The following is a 15,872-nucleotide window of genomic DNA, read 5'->3' on the forward strand; positions in this document are numbered from 1 at the left end:
TAGTTCGCTGGTAAACTATCAGGTTAGCAAGCAGTCCGGGCTCGGCGCAATGTGCCCTTGTGGGAGCCGCTTCAGCGGCGAATGGTAAATGTGGGAGCCGCTTCAGCGGCGATGAGTGGTGCGGCGGACTGGTTATCGCCGCTGAAGCGGCTCCCACAGGGGGCTCGGGCCGTTAGAGCTTGAAGAGCTTGATCGCGTTCGCCGTGGTGGCCGTAGCGATAGCCTCGGCGGATTCGCCGCGCAACGAGACGATCGTCTCGAGCACGTCGGTCATGAAGGCCGGTTCGTTTCGTTCGCCGCGATGGTGAGCGCAGGGCTGGTCGGGTGCGTCGGTTTCCAGCAGCAGCCATTCAAGGGGCATCGCCGCGACCACGCGGCGGATGCGGTTGGCGCGTTCGTAGGTCACCGGACCGCCGATGCCGAGGTGGAAGCCGAGATCGAACAACTGTCGCGCCTGCTCTTCGCTGCCGGAAAAACTGTGCACCACACCGCGCAAGCCCTTGAAGCGACGCAAGGTATGGATCGTTTCTTCAAAAGCGCGCCGCGCATGCACGATGACAGGCAGGTCGTGCTCACGCGCGATCCCGAGTTGGCGGACGAACACGTCCCTTTGCCGCGCGGGATCCAGCCCCTCGACGTAGAAATCCAGCCCGATCTCGCCGACGGCCACCGCGCCATGGCCCTCAAGCCAGGCCGGCAATTCGGCCAGATGCTCCTCGCGGTGCGCGTCTGTCATCAACGGGTGAAGCCCATAGGCGGGAAAGGCGCCTTCACGCGATGCACACAAAACCTCGATGGCTTCCCAGTTTCCCCGGTCGATCGCCGGTACGATCCAGCGCCGCACGCCAGCCTCGCTGGCCCGTCCGAACATCGCGCTGCGGTCGCCGTCGAACGAGCGGTCGTCCAGATGCGCGTGGGTGTCTACCAGATCGAGCATGTCAGTCAGCGGCCGGTGGGGTTGTAGGCTTGAGTCTAAGGCGTCGTTCAGTTTAACGACTGTCAAATGTGAACCGAGGCGACTTCCGGGTGATGGTGCTGTCGCGCCATCGAGTCGCCGACCTTTGTTAGGAGAGTAGGGTTATGAGCAGGTTGAAGATTTCCGTCCTGAATGCGAGTTTGGGCGCGGCCCTTGTGTTGAGCCTTTCCGCCTGCAATCGCGATGCGAACGCCGATGTGGCCAATGCCCAGAGCCCCGGCACCGCCGCGCTCAACGCCGCTGCAGCGCCGCCGCCTGAGCCGGCTGGCCCGAAATATGGCCGCGTGGTCAGCGTGGATCCGGTGCGTGAGGCGGCTTCCGCGGCACAGCGCCAGTGCCACGACGAGGTGGTGACCCGCCATGTGCCGGTCAAGGACCAGCACCAGATCGCCGGTACGGCCATTGGTGCGGTCGCCGGCGGCCTGCTGGGTAACCAGATCGGCCACGGCAAGGGCCGCACGCTCGCCACGGTGGCGGGTGCGGTCGGTGGCGGCTACGCCGGCCACGAGATCCAGCAAAACCGTCAGGAGTCGAATACGACAACCAGCACGGTGCGCAAGTGTGAAACCGTGCAGGGCACCAGCGGTGACAAGGTCGTCGCCTATGACGTCCGCTACGAATACAACGGCGTGACCCGCTCGGTACGCATGGATCACGATCCGGGCGATCGCGTCGAGGTCCAGGAAGGCGTTTCCGTCGTTTCCGACGCACGTTGATAACCACATCCACCAGGACGTCACCCATGCACAATCTCGTCCGTAAGTCCGGCCTCGTCGCCGCTGCCGTGGCCACCCTGTCGTTGACGGCGTGCTACGAGCCGCCGCGGCGGGTCTACCAACAGGATCGCGTGGTGTATTCGGGCCCGCCGCGAGGCTGCGACCAGTGCGGCACGGTGAGCGATGTGGAGCAGGTCTACACGCAACGTGACTCGTCGCCACTGGGTGCCGTGATCGGTGCGGTAGCCGGCGGCTTGCTGGGCAATACGGTCGGTCACGGTGACGGCCGCACCGCCGCGACCGTCGGTGGTGCCGTGGCAGGTGGCTTCGTCGGTAATGCCGTGGGCAAGCGCAACGGTGCGGACGAGGTGGCGTTCCGCGTGCGCATCCGCCTGGACGACGGGCGCGTGGCGACGGTGACGCAGCGGGAAGACCCGCAGCTGCGTCGCGGTGATTACGTCGTCATCCAGGGTGATCACGTCTACCGCAGGTAGTCTCGGCTTCTGTAGGAGCCGATTCATCGGCGAACGCTTTTGCCGGACGTCTAGACGTCTAAACAAAAAAGGCCAGCTACGTAGCTGGCCTTTTTTGTGGGTTTTTTCGCATGTCTGGGACCTGTGGCGAGCGCCTATCGCCGATGAATCGGCTCCCACAGAGAGCAGTGCATCGGGCTCCAGGTCTTAAAAATAGGCAAAAAAAAGCCCTCATCCGAGGGCCCCTTTTCCCGGGAATCCCAAGCTGCCCGCCTGGATTCCTTCTCCCCGCGCTTTTCTTTCGCTTACGTCAGTTGACGGCGTAGAAAGCGTGGTCACCGATCTTGCGAACGATGCGGCTGGCGGACCAGCTCGGCGCGACGGCTACGGTCGCGAAATGATCGGCCTGTGGAACATAAACCAGGCGTTCGCTCTTTGGCAGGCTCCAGTTATTGAGGGAGTCGCCGGCGATTTTCCACGCCTTGGTCCACGATACGAGATCGGTGATCTCGAAATCCTTCGGCGTCGTCGTGATTGCGAACTGGCGTGGCGCCGAGACGACTGCACACACCTTGTCGCCGCCCATGCCGCGATCGCGGCGCCGTAGGGCGACTTCCGCCACGGCGTACTGGCCGATGGTGGGTTCACTGCGTGCTTCGAGATAAACCGTCGTCGCCAGGCACGTCTGGTCAGCGAGGTGGCTAGGAAGGACGGACGCCATCCATAGCAAAGCGGAAAGTTTCATGTGTATCTGCCTCCAACGAGCTTTTCCGTCACTTGCGGCATTCTTTGGAAAGAGCCATGGGGGACGTATGAGCGGTAGACGGGCGGGCAGGCCGTTACTACCTGGACCAACCGAGGACATTCGCTGTGAATCTGTTAGGCGAACGAGTCGGGCGTCACACACTGTGACTGTACTAAACGGCTGTCCGGAGCCGTCCGGTAATGGGGGTGCACCGAAAGGGAGCGGCATCGCGCAATGGGCGGCGGCTCCGTCGGCTTACGACGCGCAGTGAGAAGGTGCGCGCGTTTCGTGCTCCGGTCGGTGGTCTGACCGGGTCGCGCCAGAACCGTCATCATCGACGGATCGTCGCGGGTGTAACCGTGGCGCAACACCACGGACACTGAAATGGATCGGCGGAGCCTAGTAGCGGGATGCAAATTTGGCAAGTGCGTGCGCGGTACGGTTCAGCTTTTACTCACACACACCGTAGAACTTTATTTTACGAACGTGCTTGCAGAACTCATGCATCGAACGTCGAAACGATGTGCAGACGCATGCCTTCGATTTCAAGAGTGTCCGCCTGTACCACCGCATCATCCAATACGACAAGCGATATAGGCCTCGCTGTTGATGTGTTGCACATCAATACGGTGCCAACAGCTTTGCCGTCAATGCGCAGTGAATCTCCTTCAACGAGTGCGCGATCGCTTGTAACGGCATGCAGATGCTTCTTGTGACCGCCGAGATGATGCAGGCGTGCAGCGATTTCCTGGCCGGGGAAACAACCTTTATTGAACGAGACGGCACTCAGGCGTTCCATCGAGAGCGCAGGTGGTAACAACGTGTCGATCGTTGCGTCGGGCAACCATGCGTAACCTTTCTCGATGTGTCGTGCGTGCCATGCGTCGGTCGTTGCATTCGTCGCGTTGCTGTAACGCAGCGACGCGTCGCCTTCGCCGAAAATGATCGCACCACTCGCATCTTCGATGGCGTGTGAATCGTCGAGCGCATCGCCGTCGTTCGTATGCAGTACGCCGGATACGACGATCTTCACCTTGGATCGAAAGACGAAACGACGCAGGTCGTTCGCGATCGCTTCGCCGTCGCCGCCACGGGGAAACGCGACGAAGCGCTCGTCCTCGGGGCGGGCAATCTGGAGCAAGGCGCGGACCCGGCCCTTGGGGTCGAGCCAGCCGCTCCATTGCCACCGGCCGGGAGCCAGCGCGAGGACATCGCTGCTGAACTGGGCATTGGCGAAGGAGGCCGCGTCGGGGCCGGTCAGGGTGATGCTGCGAGTGGTACGGCTCGGCATGGGGAGGCGCAAGGCAGGGCGGAGGCGTAAGATATACGGTCGGCCCAAGGGCAAACCAACCCTCTTCATGATCGTGAAGGTTGTGCTGCCGGGGCACAGGTATTACGCTTTTGGGGCTTTATAACCATGTCCGACAATTCCTCCGAACCCAAAGACGCGAACGATTCCGCTCCGGCGAAACCGCTCGTCACGCCGGTCGTCCCCACGAACGGCGCGCCAGGGGTCGAGAAAGCGCCATTGGACCCAACGCGTTACGGCGACTGGGAAAAGAACGGACGCTGCATCGACTTCTGAGGATCGGAAGGCGAGGGAGACCGTCGGGCATCAGCGATTCCAATCCAGGATAGCCGCCATGGCACAAACGGGACGACCGCTCTCACCGCATCTTCAGGTCTACAAGTGGCAAGTGCAGATGGCTTCCTCCATCCTGCATCGTGCCACCGGCATCATCCTCGCCGTCGGTAGCCTGCTCATCGTATGGGGCCTCGCTGCCCTCGCTGCCGGTCAGGACGCCTTCGCGACCTTTACCGCCTGCGCCACCAGCCTCCTCGGCACGATCGTCATGATCGGCTGGACCCTGGCCTTCTTCTACCACCTGTGCAACGGCATCCGTCACCTGGTCCAGGACACCGGCAAGGGTTACGCGATCGAGTCGTTCGTCCGTTCGAGCTGGATGGCGATCATCGTCTCCATCGTGCTCACGGTCGCCGTCTGGGCCTATGTACTGACCGGAGGCCACGCATGAGCAAGGACCTGCGTAACCCGCTCGCCCGCGCACGCGGCCTGGGCTCGGCGAAGGAAGGCGTTGGCCACTGGATGACCCAGCGGATCACGGCGCTCGCCCTGGTCTTCCTGACCTTGTGGTTCGTCATCACCGTGCTCGGCCTGATGCACACCGATTACGCCACGGCACGCGCGACCATCGCGAAGCCCTGGAACGCGGTGCTGCTCATCGCTCTCGTCATCACCATGTTCAAGCACGCCGTGCTCGGCCTGCAGGTGGTGATCGAAGACTACGTCCACACCCGCTGGCTCGAAGTGGCCTCGCTGGTGCTCATCAAGTTCATCGCCGTACTCGCCGCGCTCATGGGCGTGCTGGCCGTGCTGCGCATCGCGCTCGGAAGCTGATCGATGGAATCCTATAAGATTCAACAACACAAGTACGACGTGATCGTGGTCGGCGCCGGTGGCGCAGGCCTGCGTGCCACGTTCGGCCTGGCCGAGAAGGGCCTCAAGGCCGCGTGCATCACCAAGGTCTTCCCGACCCGTTCGCATACCGTTGCTGCGCAGGGTGGTATTTCCGCCGCGCTCGGCAACATGGGCGAGGACGACTGGCGTTATCACTTCTACGACACGATCAAGGGCTCCGACTGGCTCGGCGACCAGGACGCGATCGAATACATGTGCCGTGAGGCCATTCCGGCCATCATCGAGCTGGAACACTACGGCGTGCCGTTCTCGCGTACCGAGGAAGGCAAGATCTACCAGCGTCCGTTCGGCGGCATGACCACGCATTACGGCCAGGGCACCGCGCAGCGCACCTGCGCCGCGGCCGATCGTACCGGTCACGCCATCCTGCATACGCTCTACCAGCAGGCCCTGGCGCACGACGCCACGTTCTTCATCGAATACTTCGCCATCGACCTCGTGTTCGAGGATGGCAAGTGCGTGGGCGTGCTCGCCCTCGACATGAACGAAGGCACCCTGCACCTGTTCCGCGGCCACGCCGTGGTCATGGCGACGGGTGGCTACGGCCGCGCCTACTTCAGCGCGACCTCGGCGCACACCTGCACGGGCGACGGTGGCGGCATGGTGCTGCGCTCCGGCCTGCCGCTGCAGGACATGGAGTTCGTGCAGTTCCACCCGACCGGTATCTACGGCGCGGGTTGCCTGATCACCGAGGGTGTCCGCGGTGAAGGTGGCTACCTGACCAACTCCGAGGGTGAGCGCTTCATGGAGCGCTACGCGCCGAACGCGAAGGACCTCGCCTCGCGCGACGTCGTGAGCCGCGCGATGACCATCGAGATCCGCGAAGGTCGCGGTGTGGGCCCGAAGAAGGACCACATCCACCTCAACCTGATGCACCTCGGTCCCGAGGTCATCAACGAGCGTCTCCCGGGTATCGCCGAGTCGGCACGCATCTTCGCCGGCGTCGACGTGACCAAGGAGCCGATCCCGGTCCTGCCGACGGTCCACTACAACATGGGCGGCATCCCGACCAACTATCACGGCGAAGTCGTGACCAAGCGCGACGACGATCCGGATTCGATCGTGCCGGGCCTGTTCGCCATTGGCGAAGCGGCCTGCGTGTCGGTCCACGGTGCGAACCGCCTGGGCTCGAACTCGCTGCTCGACCTGGTCGTGTTCGGTCGCGCCGTGTCGCATCGTTGCGCCGAGCTGATCACCACGGGCACGCCGCACAAGGATCTCCCGGCCAATGCGCTGGACAAGATCCTGGCCCGCTTCGACGCCTTGCGTCACGCCGATGGCAGCAAGCCGACCGCCGACATCCGCGCCGAAATGCAGATGACGATGCAGTCGGACGCCGCGGTGTTCCGCACGGGCGAGACGCTGAAGGAAGGCAAGGCGAAGATCTCCGAGGTCTATTCCTCGTTCGCCCAGGTCAAGGTCAGCGATCGTTCGATGGTCTGGAACTCCGACCTGATCGAAACACTGGAACTGTCCAACCTGCTCGCGCAGGCGGTGGCCACGATGCATTCGGCGGAACAGCGCCCGGAAAGCCGCGGCGCGCATGCCCGCGAAGATTTCCCGGATCGCGACGACCACGACTGGCAGAAGCACACGCTGGTGTGGATCGACGAAGCAGGCAAGTCCAGCTTCGACTTCCGCCCGGTGCATATGTACACCCTGACGGACGACGTTGAAGTCGTACCGCCGAAAAAGCGCGTTTACTGATACCGGACCGGAGAGGCAATCGTGGCAGAGTTCACGCTACCCAAGAATTCCAAGATCCAGGCCGGCAAGCATTTCCCGGCGAAGGGCGCGAAGAACGTGCGCACCTTCAAGGTCTATCGCTGGACGCCGGACGACGGCCAGAATCCGCGCACCGACACGTACGAAGTGGATCTCGATACGTGCGGCCCGATGGTTCTCGACGCCCTGCTGAAGATCAAGAATGAGATCGACTCGACGCTCTCGCTGCGCCGCTCGTGCCGTGAAGGCATCTGCGGATCGTGCGCGATGAACATCGACGGCACGAACACCCTGGCCTGCACCCGTGCGATCGACGAGTGCAGCAGTGGGACGGTCGCCATCTACCCGCTGCCGCACATGCCGGTGGTGAAGGACCTGGTGCCCGACCTCACGCATTTCTACGCGCAGTTCGCGTCGATCAAGCCGTGGATGCGTACGCAGAGCCCGGCGCCGGCCGACAAGGAGCGCCTGCAGTCGCCGGAAGACCGCAAGAAGCTCGACGGTCTCTACGAGTGCATCCTCTGCGCGTGCTGCTCCACCTCGTGCCCGAGCTATTGGTGGAACGGCGACCGTTACCTCGGTCCGGCGATCCTCCTGCAGGCTTACCGCTGGATCGTCGACAGCCGTGACGAAGACACCGGTAACCGCCTGGACGATCTCGAAGATCCGTTCAAGCTCTACCGTTGCCACACGATCATGAACTGCGCGCGGACCTGCCCGAAGGGTCTCAACCCGGCCAAGGCGATCGCGGAGATCAAGAAGCTGATCGTGCAGCGTCGCTCGGCCTGATAAGAACAGGTAGGAGCCGATTCATCGGCTCCTACAATGAGCGTTTTAGAGCCTTACGGTATGGAAGAAGCCCGCCTCAAGCGACTACGTTGGCGTACCCGCCGTGGGACGCGCGAGCTCGATCGCCTGTTTGGGGGCTGGCTGGACGAGCGTTACGCCGACGCCGATGAGGCGAAGCGGATGGCATTCGACGAACTGCTGGACGTGCAGGATCCCGATCTCTGGGATTGGGTGATGGGTCATGCCACCGCCCCTCGCGACGACTGGCAGGCGATCATCGATGAGATCCGCGCACGGCATCAGCTTTGACGTCAGGCCTTCGGCCCGTTTGAGTCGTTTCGTACTTTTGATCGTCGCACTCGCGACCATCGCCCCCTTGTTCACCTCGCTGCCCTGGATAGCTCGCTTGGCCCTGGCCGGCCTCATTGCCGCCGTCGGGCTCGTGCGTGCGGCGCATGGTCGCAGTCCGGTCCTGAATCAGCTGGATTGGGCGTTCGACGGTCTCTGGACGGTCAGGGAGCGCTCGGGACGCACGTATCCGGCCGAACTCGTGGCCTCGCGCGTGGTCGGAACCTCGGTCTTCCTGCATTTTCGCTGGAATGGCCGGGCAGGGCATGTGGCCCTGCTTCCCGACAACACCGATGCGGACCACTTGCGCGTCCTCAGGGCCCGGCTCCCGGCGGCGCGCTGAGGCCGCCAGCTTGCCGGAACCGGCGGCATCGGGCACTCTGCCGCGCGGTGCATGCCTTTCGTGGCGGGCTCCCTTCTTACAGGCTGCGATCGACAGGTATGTTCAGACCCCTCGAACTCTTCATCGGACTGCGCTACACGCGCGCCAAGCGTCGCAACCAGTTCATCTCGTTCATCTCCACGGTGTCGATCGTCTGCATCGCGATCAGCGTCACGGCGCTGATCACCGTGATGTCGGTGATGAACGGTTTCGACAGCGAACTGCGCACGCGCATTCTCGGCGCCGTGTCGCACGTCACCGTGTCCGGTATCGACGATACCGTGCAGAACTGGCAGACCGCGGTGAAAACGGCCGAGGGCACCAAGCATGTGCTCGGCGCCGCGCCGTACGTCGAAACCCAGGCCTTCCTGCAGGCCAAGCGCCCCAGCGGTGCGCTGATCCGCGGCGTGGTGCCGTCGATGGAGCCGAATGTCTCCGACCTCGACAAGCACATGGTCGAAGGCAAGATGGCCGATCTCACGGACCGCAGCTGGAAGATCATCCTGGGCCGCGAGCTGGCCCTCACGCTGGGCGTCAACGTCGGTGACAAGCTCACCGTCGTCGTGCCGCAGTTCACGGCCACGCCCATGGGTGCGGTGCCGAAGCTGCGCAGCTTCACGGTGAGCGGTATCTTCGAGCTGGGCATGCAGGAGTACGACGCGAACCTCGCGCTGGTTTCCATGCCCGACGCCGAGCGCCTCAATGGCCTCGAAGGCCCGACCGGTATCCGCATCAAGCTCGACGACATGCGCCAGGCGTGGCCGGTCGCCCAGCAGCTGGTGAACAAGCTGGGCCAGGCTTATCGCGTCGAAACCTGGATGGACACGCACGCCAACTTCTTCCGTGCGATCGACATGGAGAAGACGGTGATGTTCGTCATCCTGTCGCTGATCATCCTGGTCGCCGTGATCAACCTCATTTCCATGCTGATGATGCTGGTGACCGACAAGCAGGCCGATATCGCGATCCTGCGTACGCTGGGTTCCACGCCGCGCAGCATCATGGGCATGTTCATGGTCCAGGGCATCCTGGTCGGTGTGGTCGGTATCGGCTTCGGCGTGCTCCTGGGTGGACTGCTCTCGTTCAACTTGCCGGCCATCGTGAAGTGGATCGAGCACGTCACCGGGCAGACCTTCCTCTCGCCGGACGTCTACTACATCAGCGAATTGCCGAGTCAGCTGCTCTGGTCCGACGTGGGCTGGGTGGTGCTGGTGACCTTCATCTTCTCCCTGCTGGCTACGCTGTATCCGGCGTGGCGTGCCTCGCGCACGCAGCCCGCCCAGGCGCTCCGTTATGAATAAGACGAACGACGACATCGTCCTGCGCGCCACCGGCGTCGCCAAGGTCTACGAGGAAGGCGACCTGCGTACAGGCGTGCTTTCCAATGTGAATTTCGCCCTGCGTCGCGGCGAGACCATGTCGATTGTCGGCGCGTCCGGCTCGGGCAAGTCGACCCTGCTGCACATCATCGGTGGCCTGGATACGCTGACGGCCGGCAAGGTCGAGGTCAACGGTCGCGTGCTGTCCGAGTTGTCGGATGCCGAACGCGGTCGCGAGCGCAATCGCTCGCTCGGCTTCATCTACCAGTTCCACCATCTGCTGCCCGAGTTCACCGCCCTGGAGAACGTGTGCATGCCGCTGCTCATTCGCGGCGTTTCCATCGCGCAGGCGCAGAAAGAGGCGACGGCCTTGCTCGATCGCGTCGGCCTGAGCGCTCGGCTGCGTCATCGCCCGGCCGAGATGTCCGGTGGCGAGCGTCAACGCTGCGCCGTGGCGCGTGCGCTGGTGACACGCCCGGCCTGCGTGCTCGGCGATGAGCCGACGGGCAACCTGGACGAGGCGAACGCCGCGGCGGTGTACGAGCTGATGGTCGAGCTCAACCACGAGATCGGCACGAGCTTCGTGCTGGTAACCCACGACACGCGCCTGGCCGGTCGCATGGACCGGACGCTGGAGCTGCACTCGGGCGAGCTGCACGAGCGCTGACCCTTTTAAGAACATGTGGGAGCCGCTTCAGCGGCGAAAAGCCAACGGAGCGGTGACGCTGCAACGCTAATCGCCGATGAATCGGCTCCCACAACAGCGCGGGCGATGCCTAGATGGCTCTTGTGACGACGCGCTGTGCGGCGGCCCGGCCGGCCGCGTCGGCCAGCGCGACAACGGCGTAGTTATGCCAGCCGTCGGACCAGTAATTCGCCAGCAGGCCGTTGTCCTCGCGCTCGCCGCGGGGTAGCAGGCGCCGGGCCGCTCCCGGCGGCCGCACGTAGAAACTCACCGTATGGCCGTTGCCGTCGTCGTAGAGGACCATCGCCGCCGGCCCCTGGTCGGTGGCGAAGAGCCGGCCGCCCATGGGACGGAAGCCGGCGTCGGCGAGATCGGGCAGGTGCACGGTGGCACCGACGCGTCCGGCCAGCCAGGCACGCAGATCGCCTTCATTGCCGGTGGTGATGTCCATGCCCACGCCGTGATCCACGGCGAGGAGCTGGTAGGCCTGCATGGCGTCCGCCATCGGCGCGATGGCGCCGGTGCCCATGCCGCGTGCGGCCCAGCCACCGATACCGCCCAGCGCCAGGCACAGGACCAGGCCAGCGGCCATCGCCACCCGGCTTACGCGACGATGGTGCCGCCGGTTGCGGATGACGACCGGGTCCAGGGCAGCCTCGAGGGAGGGCGCCGTACCGAGATCCCCAGCCAGCAGGGTGCGCAGTTGCTGGGCATCCTGGCGCCATGCGTGCACTTCCTCGGCGTGCTCGGCGTGGCGGCTGAGGTAACGCTCCACTTCGCCACGACGTACACCGTCGAGGTGGCCGTCGACGTAGGCGTGGATGTCGTGTTCGCTGGGAGGCGTGGTGTTCATTTCAGCAGTCGCAGGGGAGGGGCTTCGGTACTGCCGCCCTCGCCGAGCAGGCGCAGGGCGCGGCGGGCGCGGGAGAGACGGGACATGACGGTGCCGATGGGGATCTCGAGAATGTCGGCCACTTCCTGGTAGCTCATGCCCTCGACCGTGATCCAGAGCAACAGGCTGCGCTGTTCCACCGGCAGGCTGGCGAAGGCGGCCAGCGTGGAGTTGGCGATGGCGACGCGTTCGGCCGAGGGCCAGGTCGGCTCGTCCTCGTGCAAGCTGCCGAGGAACCGGGCATAACGGGTGGCGCGGCGCTTTCCATCCAGGAACAGGCGGTACAAGATCGCAAACAGCCAGGCGCGCAGACTCTCGTCTTCACGGCGAGACGCCCATTTCGAGAGGGCGCGCTCGACCGTCGACTGAACCAGATCGTCCGCCGCGAAGGGGTCACGAGCAAGCCACAGCGCGAAGCGCCGCAAACGCGGCAGCATCGGTCTGAGGGCTTCATCGATTCGCGGATCGGGCATGCCGGGCCTCTTCACCTGGGCGTTCCATCACGGTCCATCACTATCAGACGCCGTTCGGGAGGAAATATTCCCCCGGAATGGAATAAAAGTCGTGGACGTACGTCCCACACTGGAAACGCGATCCCGCGAGAAGGAGCAGGACCATGCAAGAACCCAAGAAGCGACCCCCGCCGGCCAATGTGGCCGGGCGCTGGGCACTGATAGGCCTTGTCGTCGTAGCCGCCGCCGCGGCCTTTGCCTATGTGGGCGGGTGGCTGACGCCGTCGCGCCTCACCCCGAAGCGTGTCGTCGATGCGCTACAGGCCAGTAGCGGCGAACATCCCGGCTATCGCCGGAACCATGCGAAGGGCATCTGCGTCGGTGGTTACTTCGAGGCCAGCGGTGCGCTGGCCAAGTATTCGTCGTCGCCGTTGTTCGCCAGTGGTCGCACACCGGTCGTGGGGCGCCTGGCGTTGCCGGGTGGTAACCCCTACGCCGCCGACAGCAGCGTACCGATCCGCAGCTTCGCCCTGCGATTCGATCTTGCCGATGGCGAGCAGTGGCGCACGGGCATGAACGCGATGCCGGTGTTCCCGGTCTCCACGCCGCAGGCGTTCTATGACCTGACCGTGGCGACGAGCCCGGATCCGGCCACCGGCAAGCCGAATCCGGACAAGGCCAAGGCCTTCTTCATGAGCCATCCGGAAACCGGTCCCTTCCTTGGCTGGATCAAGACGGCGAAGCCGGCGCCCAGCTACGTCGACGAGACCTACCAGAGCATCAACGCGTTCTACCTACGCGACGCGAACGGCGAGCGTCATGCCGTCCGCTGGAAGGTCGTGCCCGAAACGCCGGTCGCCGGCGACGGTGGACCCGCGGCGGGCGACACCGACTACCTCGATGCCGACCTGACCCGGCGCCTGGCCCAGGGGCCTGTGCGCTGGCACCTGCAGATGATCCTCGCCGCGCCTGGCGACCCGGTCGACGACGCCACGAAGGCGTGGCCGGACGACCGGCAGACGATCGACGCGGGTGTGGTCGTGATCGATAGCGCGCAGCCTCAGGCGAATGGCCCCTGCCGCGACGTCAATTACGATCCGACGATCCTGCCGCACGGTATCGAGATTTCCGGCGACCCCATCATCGTCGCCCGTTCGGCGGCCTATGCGGTGTCCTATCTGCGTCGCACCGGTGAGGAAGGGCATCTCCCCGGTACCGCCCACCCGAAGGAGGATCAGCGATGAGCCGCGTCGACACGTTCCACCCCTTCGCCCGTGTCTTGCACTGGCTGATGTCGATCATGGTCCTCACGATGCTGTTCGTGGGTGCGGGCATGGTCACCAGCGTCGAGGCGAAGCATGCCTGGCTGCTGTCCATCCACCGGCCGCTGGGCATCACGATCTTCATCCTCGCCCTGATCCGACTCGGCTTCCGCCTCACGCACAAGGCGCCGCCGCTGCCGGCGGACATGCCCGAGTGGCAGAAGCTCGCTGCGCATGGCTCGCACTGGATGCTCTACGGCCTGATGATCCTCATGCCCCTGATCGGCTGGGGCATGCTTTCGGCGGGTAACTTCCCGGTGACGCTGTGGTCCGGCTTCCAGCTGCCACCCATCCTGCCGGCGGGTCCGGCCTTGTACGCGTGGCTGCGGGAAGCGCACCGTTATCTCGCCTGGTTGTTCTTCCTGACCTTCCTCGCGCACATGGGGGCGGCCCTGATGCACGGTCTGATTCGTCGCGACGGTGTCTTGCAGTCGATGACGGGCGGCTCGAACGACTGAGGAGGGGTAGGGCACGCGTTGCAGGCACAATGCAGGCATGCGCTATGCCCTGTTCGCCCTGATCACCGTCCTTGCCGGTTGCCGCTCACTCGGCTACTACGCGCACGTGACCCATGGCCAGGCGGCGCTGCTCGCGCAGCGCCGCTCCATCGACAAGGTCGTGGCCGATCCGAAGACCCCGGACACGACCCGTCAGCGACTGGAGCTCGCGATCGAGGCACGTCGCTTTGCCTCGGCCCGTCTCGATCTGCCGGATAACCGCAGCTACACCTACTACGTGCAACTGGACCGGCCGTGGGTGGCGTGGAACGTGTTTGCCACGCCCGAGCTTTCCGTGGCCGCCGTGACGCACTGCTTTCCTATCGCGGGCTGCGTGGCTTACAGGGGCTTTTTTCGCAAGGATCTCGCCGATCGTGAAGCGGGCCGTGAGCGAGCGCTCGGCCATGACGTCGCCGTGGGCGAAGTACCGGCGTACTCGACCCTGGGCTGGTTCGCCGATCCCATCCTCAGCAGCATGATGCGTTGGGACGACGACGAACTCGTCGGCACGATCTTTCACGAACTCGCGCACCAGAAGATCTACGTCAAGGACGATTCGTCGTTCAACGAGTCATACGCGAGCTTCGTCGAGCAGGAAGGTGTGCGCGAGTGGCGGCAGGCGCGACAGCTGCCACCGCCCGACGCGAAGGGCGATGCGCTCGATCATGCGTTTACCGGCCAGGTGCTCGCGTTACGCGACCGGCTGAAGGCGATCTATGCGCAGCCCTGGGCGGACGATGCCAAGCGCGTCGCCAAGGCCGAGGAGTTCGAGGATTTTCGTGGGCGGTATCTGGTCTGGCGCGCGGGTGAGGCGGGCGGCGACCATCGCTATGACCGCTGGATGGCGCGGCCGTTGAACAACGCCTCACTGCTCCCGTTCGGGCTTTACGATACGTGGACCGCGTCGTTCGCGACGCTGTTCGAGCAGTCGGGGCGGGCTTGGCCGACGTTTTTCGCGAAGGTGGCGGCCCTGGCGAAGCTGACGCCCGACGAGCGCACCCGGCAGCTGAAGGCCCTGGCTCGGTAGGAGCCGGCGCTGTCCCCTTTGCTGTCCCCTTTGCTGTCCCCTGTGCTGTCCCTGTGCTGTCCCCTGTGGGAGCCGATTTATCGGCGATCCCGCGGCAGCGGGCGAGGTTATCGCGAGCACCCTATCGCCGCTGAAGCGGCTCCCACAAAGGCACCCACCCAAGGCTGGTCAGTCCCCCAAGGCCGGTCAGTGGGCTTTTCGGGTGGCCATGTGTTTGAGGTAGGCGGCGAGGTCGTCGAGGTCGGAGTCCGAGAGCGTTTGCCGGTCGAAGCCGGGCATCTTCGCCTGGGGCCAGTGGCGCATGTCCTGAGGATTGCGGACCAGGGTGCGCAGCATGTCGTCGCGCAGATACTCGGTGGGACTGTGCGGAATGTTGAGGTCAGGACCGAGCTTCGCATCGCCTTGCCCGTTGAGGGTGTGGCAGGTGATGCAGTTGCGCTGGAACACGGCGAAACCCCGTCGCGCCGGCGCATCCTTCGGCAGGTCGGCGGCGGGCTGCATGGCCGGGAAGCGCGAGGCCGGATCGCCGAGGACCTTGATCGTCGCGACCTGATAGGGCCATTGCTCAGGGCCGACGTGACCGGCTTCCGGATGCAGCCAGACCAGGTAGAACGGCCCGGCACTCGGTTTGCCGTCGCCGAGGACAGGCCAGGATTTGCCGGTCGGTTCGACGGCCAGCCACGCTTCGGCCCCATGAGCATCGAAGATGAGGCTTGCCGGAATCTCTGCTGTGAAGCCGTCCTTCGCCGTGAACTGCAGATGCGATGCGGCAGCGACGCCCTCCAGGAGGGCTTTCATCGGCACCGCGCGGTAGCGCATGCTGCGGTGGTAGGCGACGTCGCCCGGCACGGAGATATCGCGTGCATCGGGGCGCGCGAGAAGCTGCTCGGTCGTCAGCGTGCGCGTGCCATGCCCTGTATCCACGCTCAGCGTGGCGGCGTGGCTCGGGGTCGCGCAGAGGGCGAACAGCAATCCGGTCAGCAGACGCACGGCGGGATCCTTAGGGCATGACGAGGCGACAAGG

20 protein-coding genes are annotated in these 15,872 nt (G+C 64.6%); 14 read left to right on the plus strand and 6 right to left on the minus strand.

Annotation, left to right across the window (positions count from 1 at the left end):
* Nucleotides 1-172: 172 nt before the first annotated feature.
* A complete protein-coding gene (locus BJI69_RS16780; protein ID WP_046966626.1) occupies nucleotides 173-937 on the minus strand; it encodes a TatD family hydrolase in 765 nt (254 codons plus the stop codon).
* Between the two features lie 143 nt (nucleotides 938-1,080).
* Between BJI69_RS16780 and BJI69_RS16785 the strand changes: the two genes are divergently transcribed.
* Nucleotides 1,081-1,692, plus strand: a complete 612-nt coding sequence (locus BJI69_RS16785; RefSeq protein WP_046966627.1) for a glycine zipper 2TM domain-containing protein — start codon at nucleotides 1,081-1,083, stop codon at nucleotides 1,690-1,692.
* A 26-nt stretch (nucleotides 1,693-1,718) separates the two neighbouring features.
* Nucleotides 1,719-2,186, plus strand: coding sequence for an outer membrane lipoprotein (locus BJI69_RS23075; RefSeq protein ID WP_046966628.1), 468 nt, complete (start codon nucleotides 1,719-1,721; stop codon nucleotides 2,184-2,186).
* A 289-nt stretch (nucleotides 2,187-2,475) separates the two neighbouring features.
* Here BJI69_RS23075 and BJI69_RS16795 read toward each other — a convergent pair whose 3' ends face one another.
* Together BJI69_RS16795 and ygfZ are read right to left on the minus strand one after the other, a co-directional pair.
* Entirely contained in the window at nucleotides 2,476-2,910 is a 435-nt protein-coding gene (locus BJI69_RS16795) for a cell wall hydrolase (RefSeq protein WP_046966629.1), read from the minus strand.
* Between the two features lie 499 nt (nucleotides 2,911-3,409).
* Complete coding sequence (gene ygfZ, locus BJI69_RS16800) at nucleotides 3,410-4,201, minus strand: CAF17-like 4Fe-4S cluster assembly/insertion protein YgfZ (protein ID WP_046966630.1); 792 nt, start codon at nucleotides 4,199-4,201, stop codon at nucleotides 3,410-3,412.
* Between the two features lie 126 nt (nucleotides 4,202-4,327).
* On the opposite strand from ygfZ, the gene BJI69_RS16805 reads away from it, so the two are divergent.
* The 9 genes from BJI69_RS16805 to lolD all read left to right on the plus strand — a co-directional run bounded on the left by BJI69_RS16805 (nucleotide 4,328) and on the right by lolD (nucleotide 10,640).
* The gene (locus tag BJI69_RS16805; RefSeq protein WP_071925006.1) at nucleotides 4,328-4,495 is read left to right on the plus strand and encodes a DUF1674 domain-containing protein; all 168 of its coding nucleotides are present in this window, start codon (nucleotides 4,328-4,330) and stop codon (nucleotides 4,493-4,495) included.
* 58 nt (nucleotides 4,496-4,553) lie between these two features.
* Nucleotides 4,554-4,946, plus strand: a complete 393-nt coding sequence (gene sdhC / locus BJI69_RS16810; RefSeq protein ID WP_046966631.1) for a succinate dehydrogenase, cytochrome b556 subunit — start codon at nucleotides 4,554-4,556, stop codon at nucleotides 4,944-4,946.
* Entirely contained in the window at nucleotides 4,943-5,329 is a 387-nt protein-coding gene (sdhD, locus tag BJI69_RS16815; protein WP_046966632.1) for a succinate dehydrogenase, hydrophobic membrane anchor protein, read from the plus strand. The genes sdhC and sdhD overlap by 4 nt, the downstream gene beginning before the upstream one ends.
* A gap of 3 nt (nucleotides 5,330-5,332) precedes the next feature.
* Nucleotides 5,333-7,117 carry a succinate dehydrogenase flavoprotein subunit gene (sdhA, locus tag BJI69_RS16820; protein WP_046966633.1) on the plus strand — a complete coding sequence of 595 codons (1,785 nt, stop codon included), beginning with the start codon at nucleotides 5,333-5,335 and terminating at the stop codon, nucleotides 7,115-7,117.
* Between the two features lie 21 nt (nucleotides 7,118-7,138).
* The gene (locus tag BJI69_RS16825) at nucleotides 7,139-7,924 is read left to right on the plus strand and encodes a succinate dehydrogenase iron-sulfur subunit (RefSeq protein WP_046966634.1); all 786 of its coding nucleotides are present in this window, start codon (nucleotides 7,139-7,141) and stop codon (nucleotides 7,922-7,924) included.
* A 60-nt stretch (nucleotides 7,925-7,984) separates the two neighbouring features.
* The gene (locus BJI69_RS16830) at nucleotides 7,985-8,233 is read left to right on the plus strand and encodes an FAD assembly factor SdhE (protein WP_046966635.1); all 249 of its coding nucleotides are present in this window, start codon (nucleotides 7,985-7,987) and stop codon (nucleotides 8,231-8,233) included.
* Nucleotides 8,234-8,252: 19 nt separating this feature from the next.
* Entirely contained in the window at nucleotides 8,253-8,615 is a 363-nt protein-coding gene (locus BJI69_RS16835) for a hypothetical protein (protein WP_046966636.1), read from the plus strand.
* A gap of 98 nt (nucleotides 8,616-8,713) precedes the next feature.
* Entirely contained in the window at nucleotides 8,714-9,955 is a 1,242-nt protein-coding gene (locus tag BJI69_RS16840; RefSeq protein WP_046966637.1) for a lipoprotein-releasing ABC transporter permease subunit, read from the plus strand.
* A complete protein-coding gene (gene lolD / locus BJI69_RS16845) occupies nucleotides 9,948-10,640 on the plus strand; it encodes a lipoprotein-releasing ABC transporter ATP-binding protein LolD (protein ID WP_046966638.1) in 693 nt (230 codons plus the stop codon). Before BJI69_RS16840 ends, lolD begins: the two co-directional genes overlap by 8 nt.
* A 109-nt stretch (nucleotides 10,641-10,749) precedes the next feature.
* Here lolD and BJI69_RS16850 read toward each other — a convergent pair whose 3' ends face one another.
* Both BJI69_RS16850 and BJI69_RS16855 read right to left on the minus strand, forming a co-directional pair.
* Entirely contained in the window at nucleotides 10,750-11,511 is a 762-nt protein-coding gene (locus BJI69_RS16850) for an anti-sigma factor family protein (RefSeq protein ID WP_046966639.1), read from the minus strand.
* Nucleotides 11,508-12,023, minus strand: coding sequence for an RNA polymerase sigma factor (locus BJI69_RS16855; RefSeq protein WP_046966640.1), 516 nt, complete (start codon nucleotides 12,021-12,023; stop codon nucleotides 11,508-11,510). Before BJI69_RS16855 ends, BJI69_RS16850 begins: the two co-directional genes overlap by 4 nt.
* 143 nt (nucleotides 12,024-12,166) lie before the next feature.
* On the opposite strand from BJI69_RS16855, the gene BJI69_RS16860 reads away from it, so the two are divergent.
* The 3 genes from BJI69_RS16860 to BJI69_RS16870 are packed head-to-tail and all read left to right on the plus strand — an operon-like array spanning nucleotide 12,167 to nucleotide 14,848.
* Nucleotides 12,167-13,246, plus strand: coding sequence for a catalase family peroxidase (locus BJI69_RS16860; RefSeq protein ID WP_046966641.1), 1,080 nt, complete (start codon nucleotides 12,167-12,169; stop codon nucleotides 13,244-13,246).
* Nucleotides 13,243-13,782: a cytochrome b gene (locus BJI69_RS16865; protein WP_046966642.1), complete on the plus strand. Its 540-nt coding sequence runs from the start codon at nucleotides 13,243-13,245 to the stop codon at nucleotides 13,780-13,782. Before BJI69_RS16860 ends, BJI69_RS16865 begins: the two co-directional genes overlap by 4 nt.
* 37 nt (nucleotides 13,783-13,819) lie before the next feature.
* Nucleotides 13,820-14,848, plus strand: coding sequence for an aminopeptidase (locus tag BJI69_RS16870; protein WP_046966643.1), 1,029 nt, complete (start codon nucleotides 13,820-13,822; stop codon nucleotides 14,846-14,848).
* A 186-nt stretch (nucleotides 14,849-15,034) separates the two neighbouring features.
* Here the strand turns inward: BJI69_RS16870 and BJI69_RS16875 are convergent, their stop codons facing one another.
* Complete coding sequence (locus BJI69_RS16875; RefSeq protein ID WP_046966644.1) at nucleotides 15,035-15,838, minus strand: cytochrome c; 804 nt, start codon at nucleotides 15,836-15,838, stop codon at nucleotides 15,035-15,037.
* Nucleotides 15,839-15,872: the final 34 nt, after the last annotated feature.

The sequence above is a fragment of the Luteibacter rhizovicinus DSM 16549 genome, from assembly GCF_001887595.1.
Classification (GTDB): Bacteria; Pseudomonadota; Gammaproteobacteria; order Xanthomonadales; family Rhodanobacteraceae; genus Luteibacter; species Luteibacter rhizovicinus.

Coding starts and splice junctions, on each gene's coding strand:
- BJI69_RS16780 (WP_046966626.1), bottom strand. CDS start 937: ATGCTCGATCTGGTAGACACCCACGCGCATCTGGACGACCGCTCGTTC.
- BJI69_RS16785 (WP_046966627.1), top strand. CDS start 1,081: ATGAGCAGGTTGAAGATTTCCGTCCTGAATGCGAGTTTGGGCGCGGCC.
- BJI69_RS23075 (WP_046966628.1), top strand. CDS start 1,719: ATGCACAATCTCGTCCGTAAGTCCGGCCTCGTCGCCGCTGCCGTGGCC.
- BJI69_RS16795 (WP_046966629.1), bottom strand. CDS start 2,910: ATGAAACTTTCCGCTTTGCTATGGATGGCGTCCGTCCTTCCTAGCCAC.
- ygfZ (WP_046966630.1), bottom strand. CDS start 4,201: ATGCCGAGCCGTACCACTCGCAGCATCACCCTGACCGGCCCCGACGCG.
- BJI69_RS16805 (WP_071925006.1), top strand. CDS start 4,328: ATGTCCGACAATTCCTCCGAACCCAAAGACGCGAACGATTCCGCTCCG.
- sdhC (WP_046966631.1), top strand. CDS start 4,554: ATGGCACAAACGGGACGACCGCTCTCACCGCATCTTCAGGTCTACAAG.
- sdhD (WP_046966632.1), top strand. CDS start 4,943: ATGAGCAAGGACCTGCGTAACCCGCTCGCCCGCGCACGCGGCCTGGGC.
- sdhA (WP_046966633.1), top strand. CDS start 5,333: ATGGAATCCTATAAGATTCAACAACACAAGTACGACGTGATCGTGGTC.
- BJI69_RS16830 (WP_046966635.1), top strand. CDS start 7,985: ATGGAAGAAGCCCGCCTCAAGCGACTACGTTGGCGTACCCGCCGTGGG.
- BJI69_RS16840 (WP_046966637.1), top strand. CDS start 8,714: ATGTTCAGACCCCTCGAACTCTTCATCGGACTGCGCTACACGCGCGCC.
- lolD (WP_046966638.1), top strand. CDS start 9,948: ATGAATAAGACGAACGACGACATCGTCCTGCGCGCCACCGGCGTCGCC.
- BJI69_RS16850 (WP_046966639.1), bottom strand. CDS start 11,511: ATGAACACCACGCCTCCCAGCGAACACGACATCCACGCCTACGTCGAC.
- BJI69_RS16855 (WP_046966640.1), bottom strand. CDS start 12,023: ATGCCCGATCCGCGAATCGATGAAGCCCTCAGACCGATGCTGCCGCGT.
- BJI69_RS16860 (WP_046966641.1), top strand. CDS start 12,167: ATGCAAGAACCCAAGAAGCGACCCCCGCCGGCCAATGTGGCCGGGCGC.
- BJI69_RS16865 (WP_046966642.1), top strand. CDS start 13,243: ATGAGCCGCGTCGACACGTTCCACCCCTTCGCCCGTGTCTTGCACTGG.
- BJI69_RS16870 (WP_046966643.1), top strand. CDS start 13,820: ATGCGCTATGCCCTGTTCGCCCTGATCACCGTCCTTGCCGGTTGCCGC.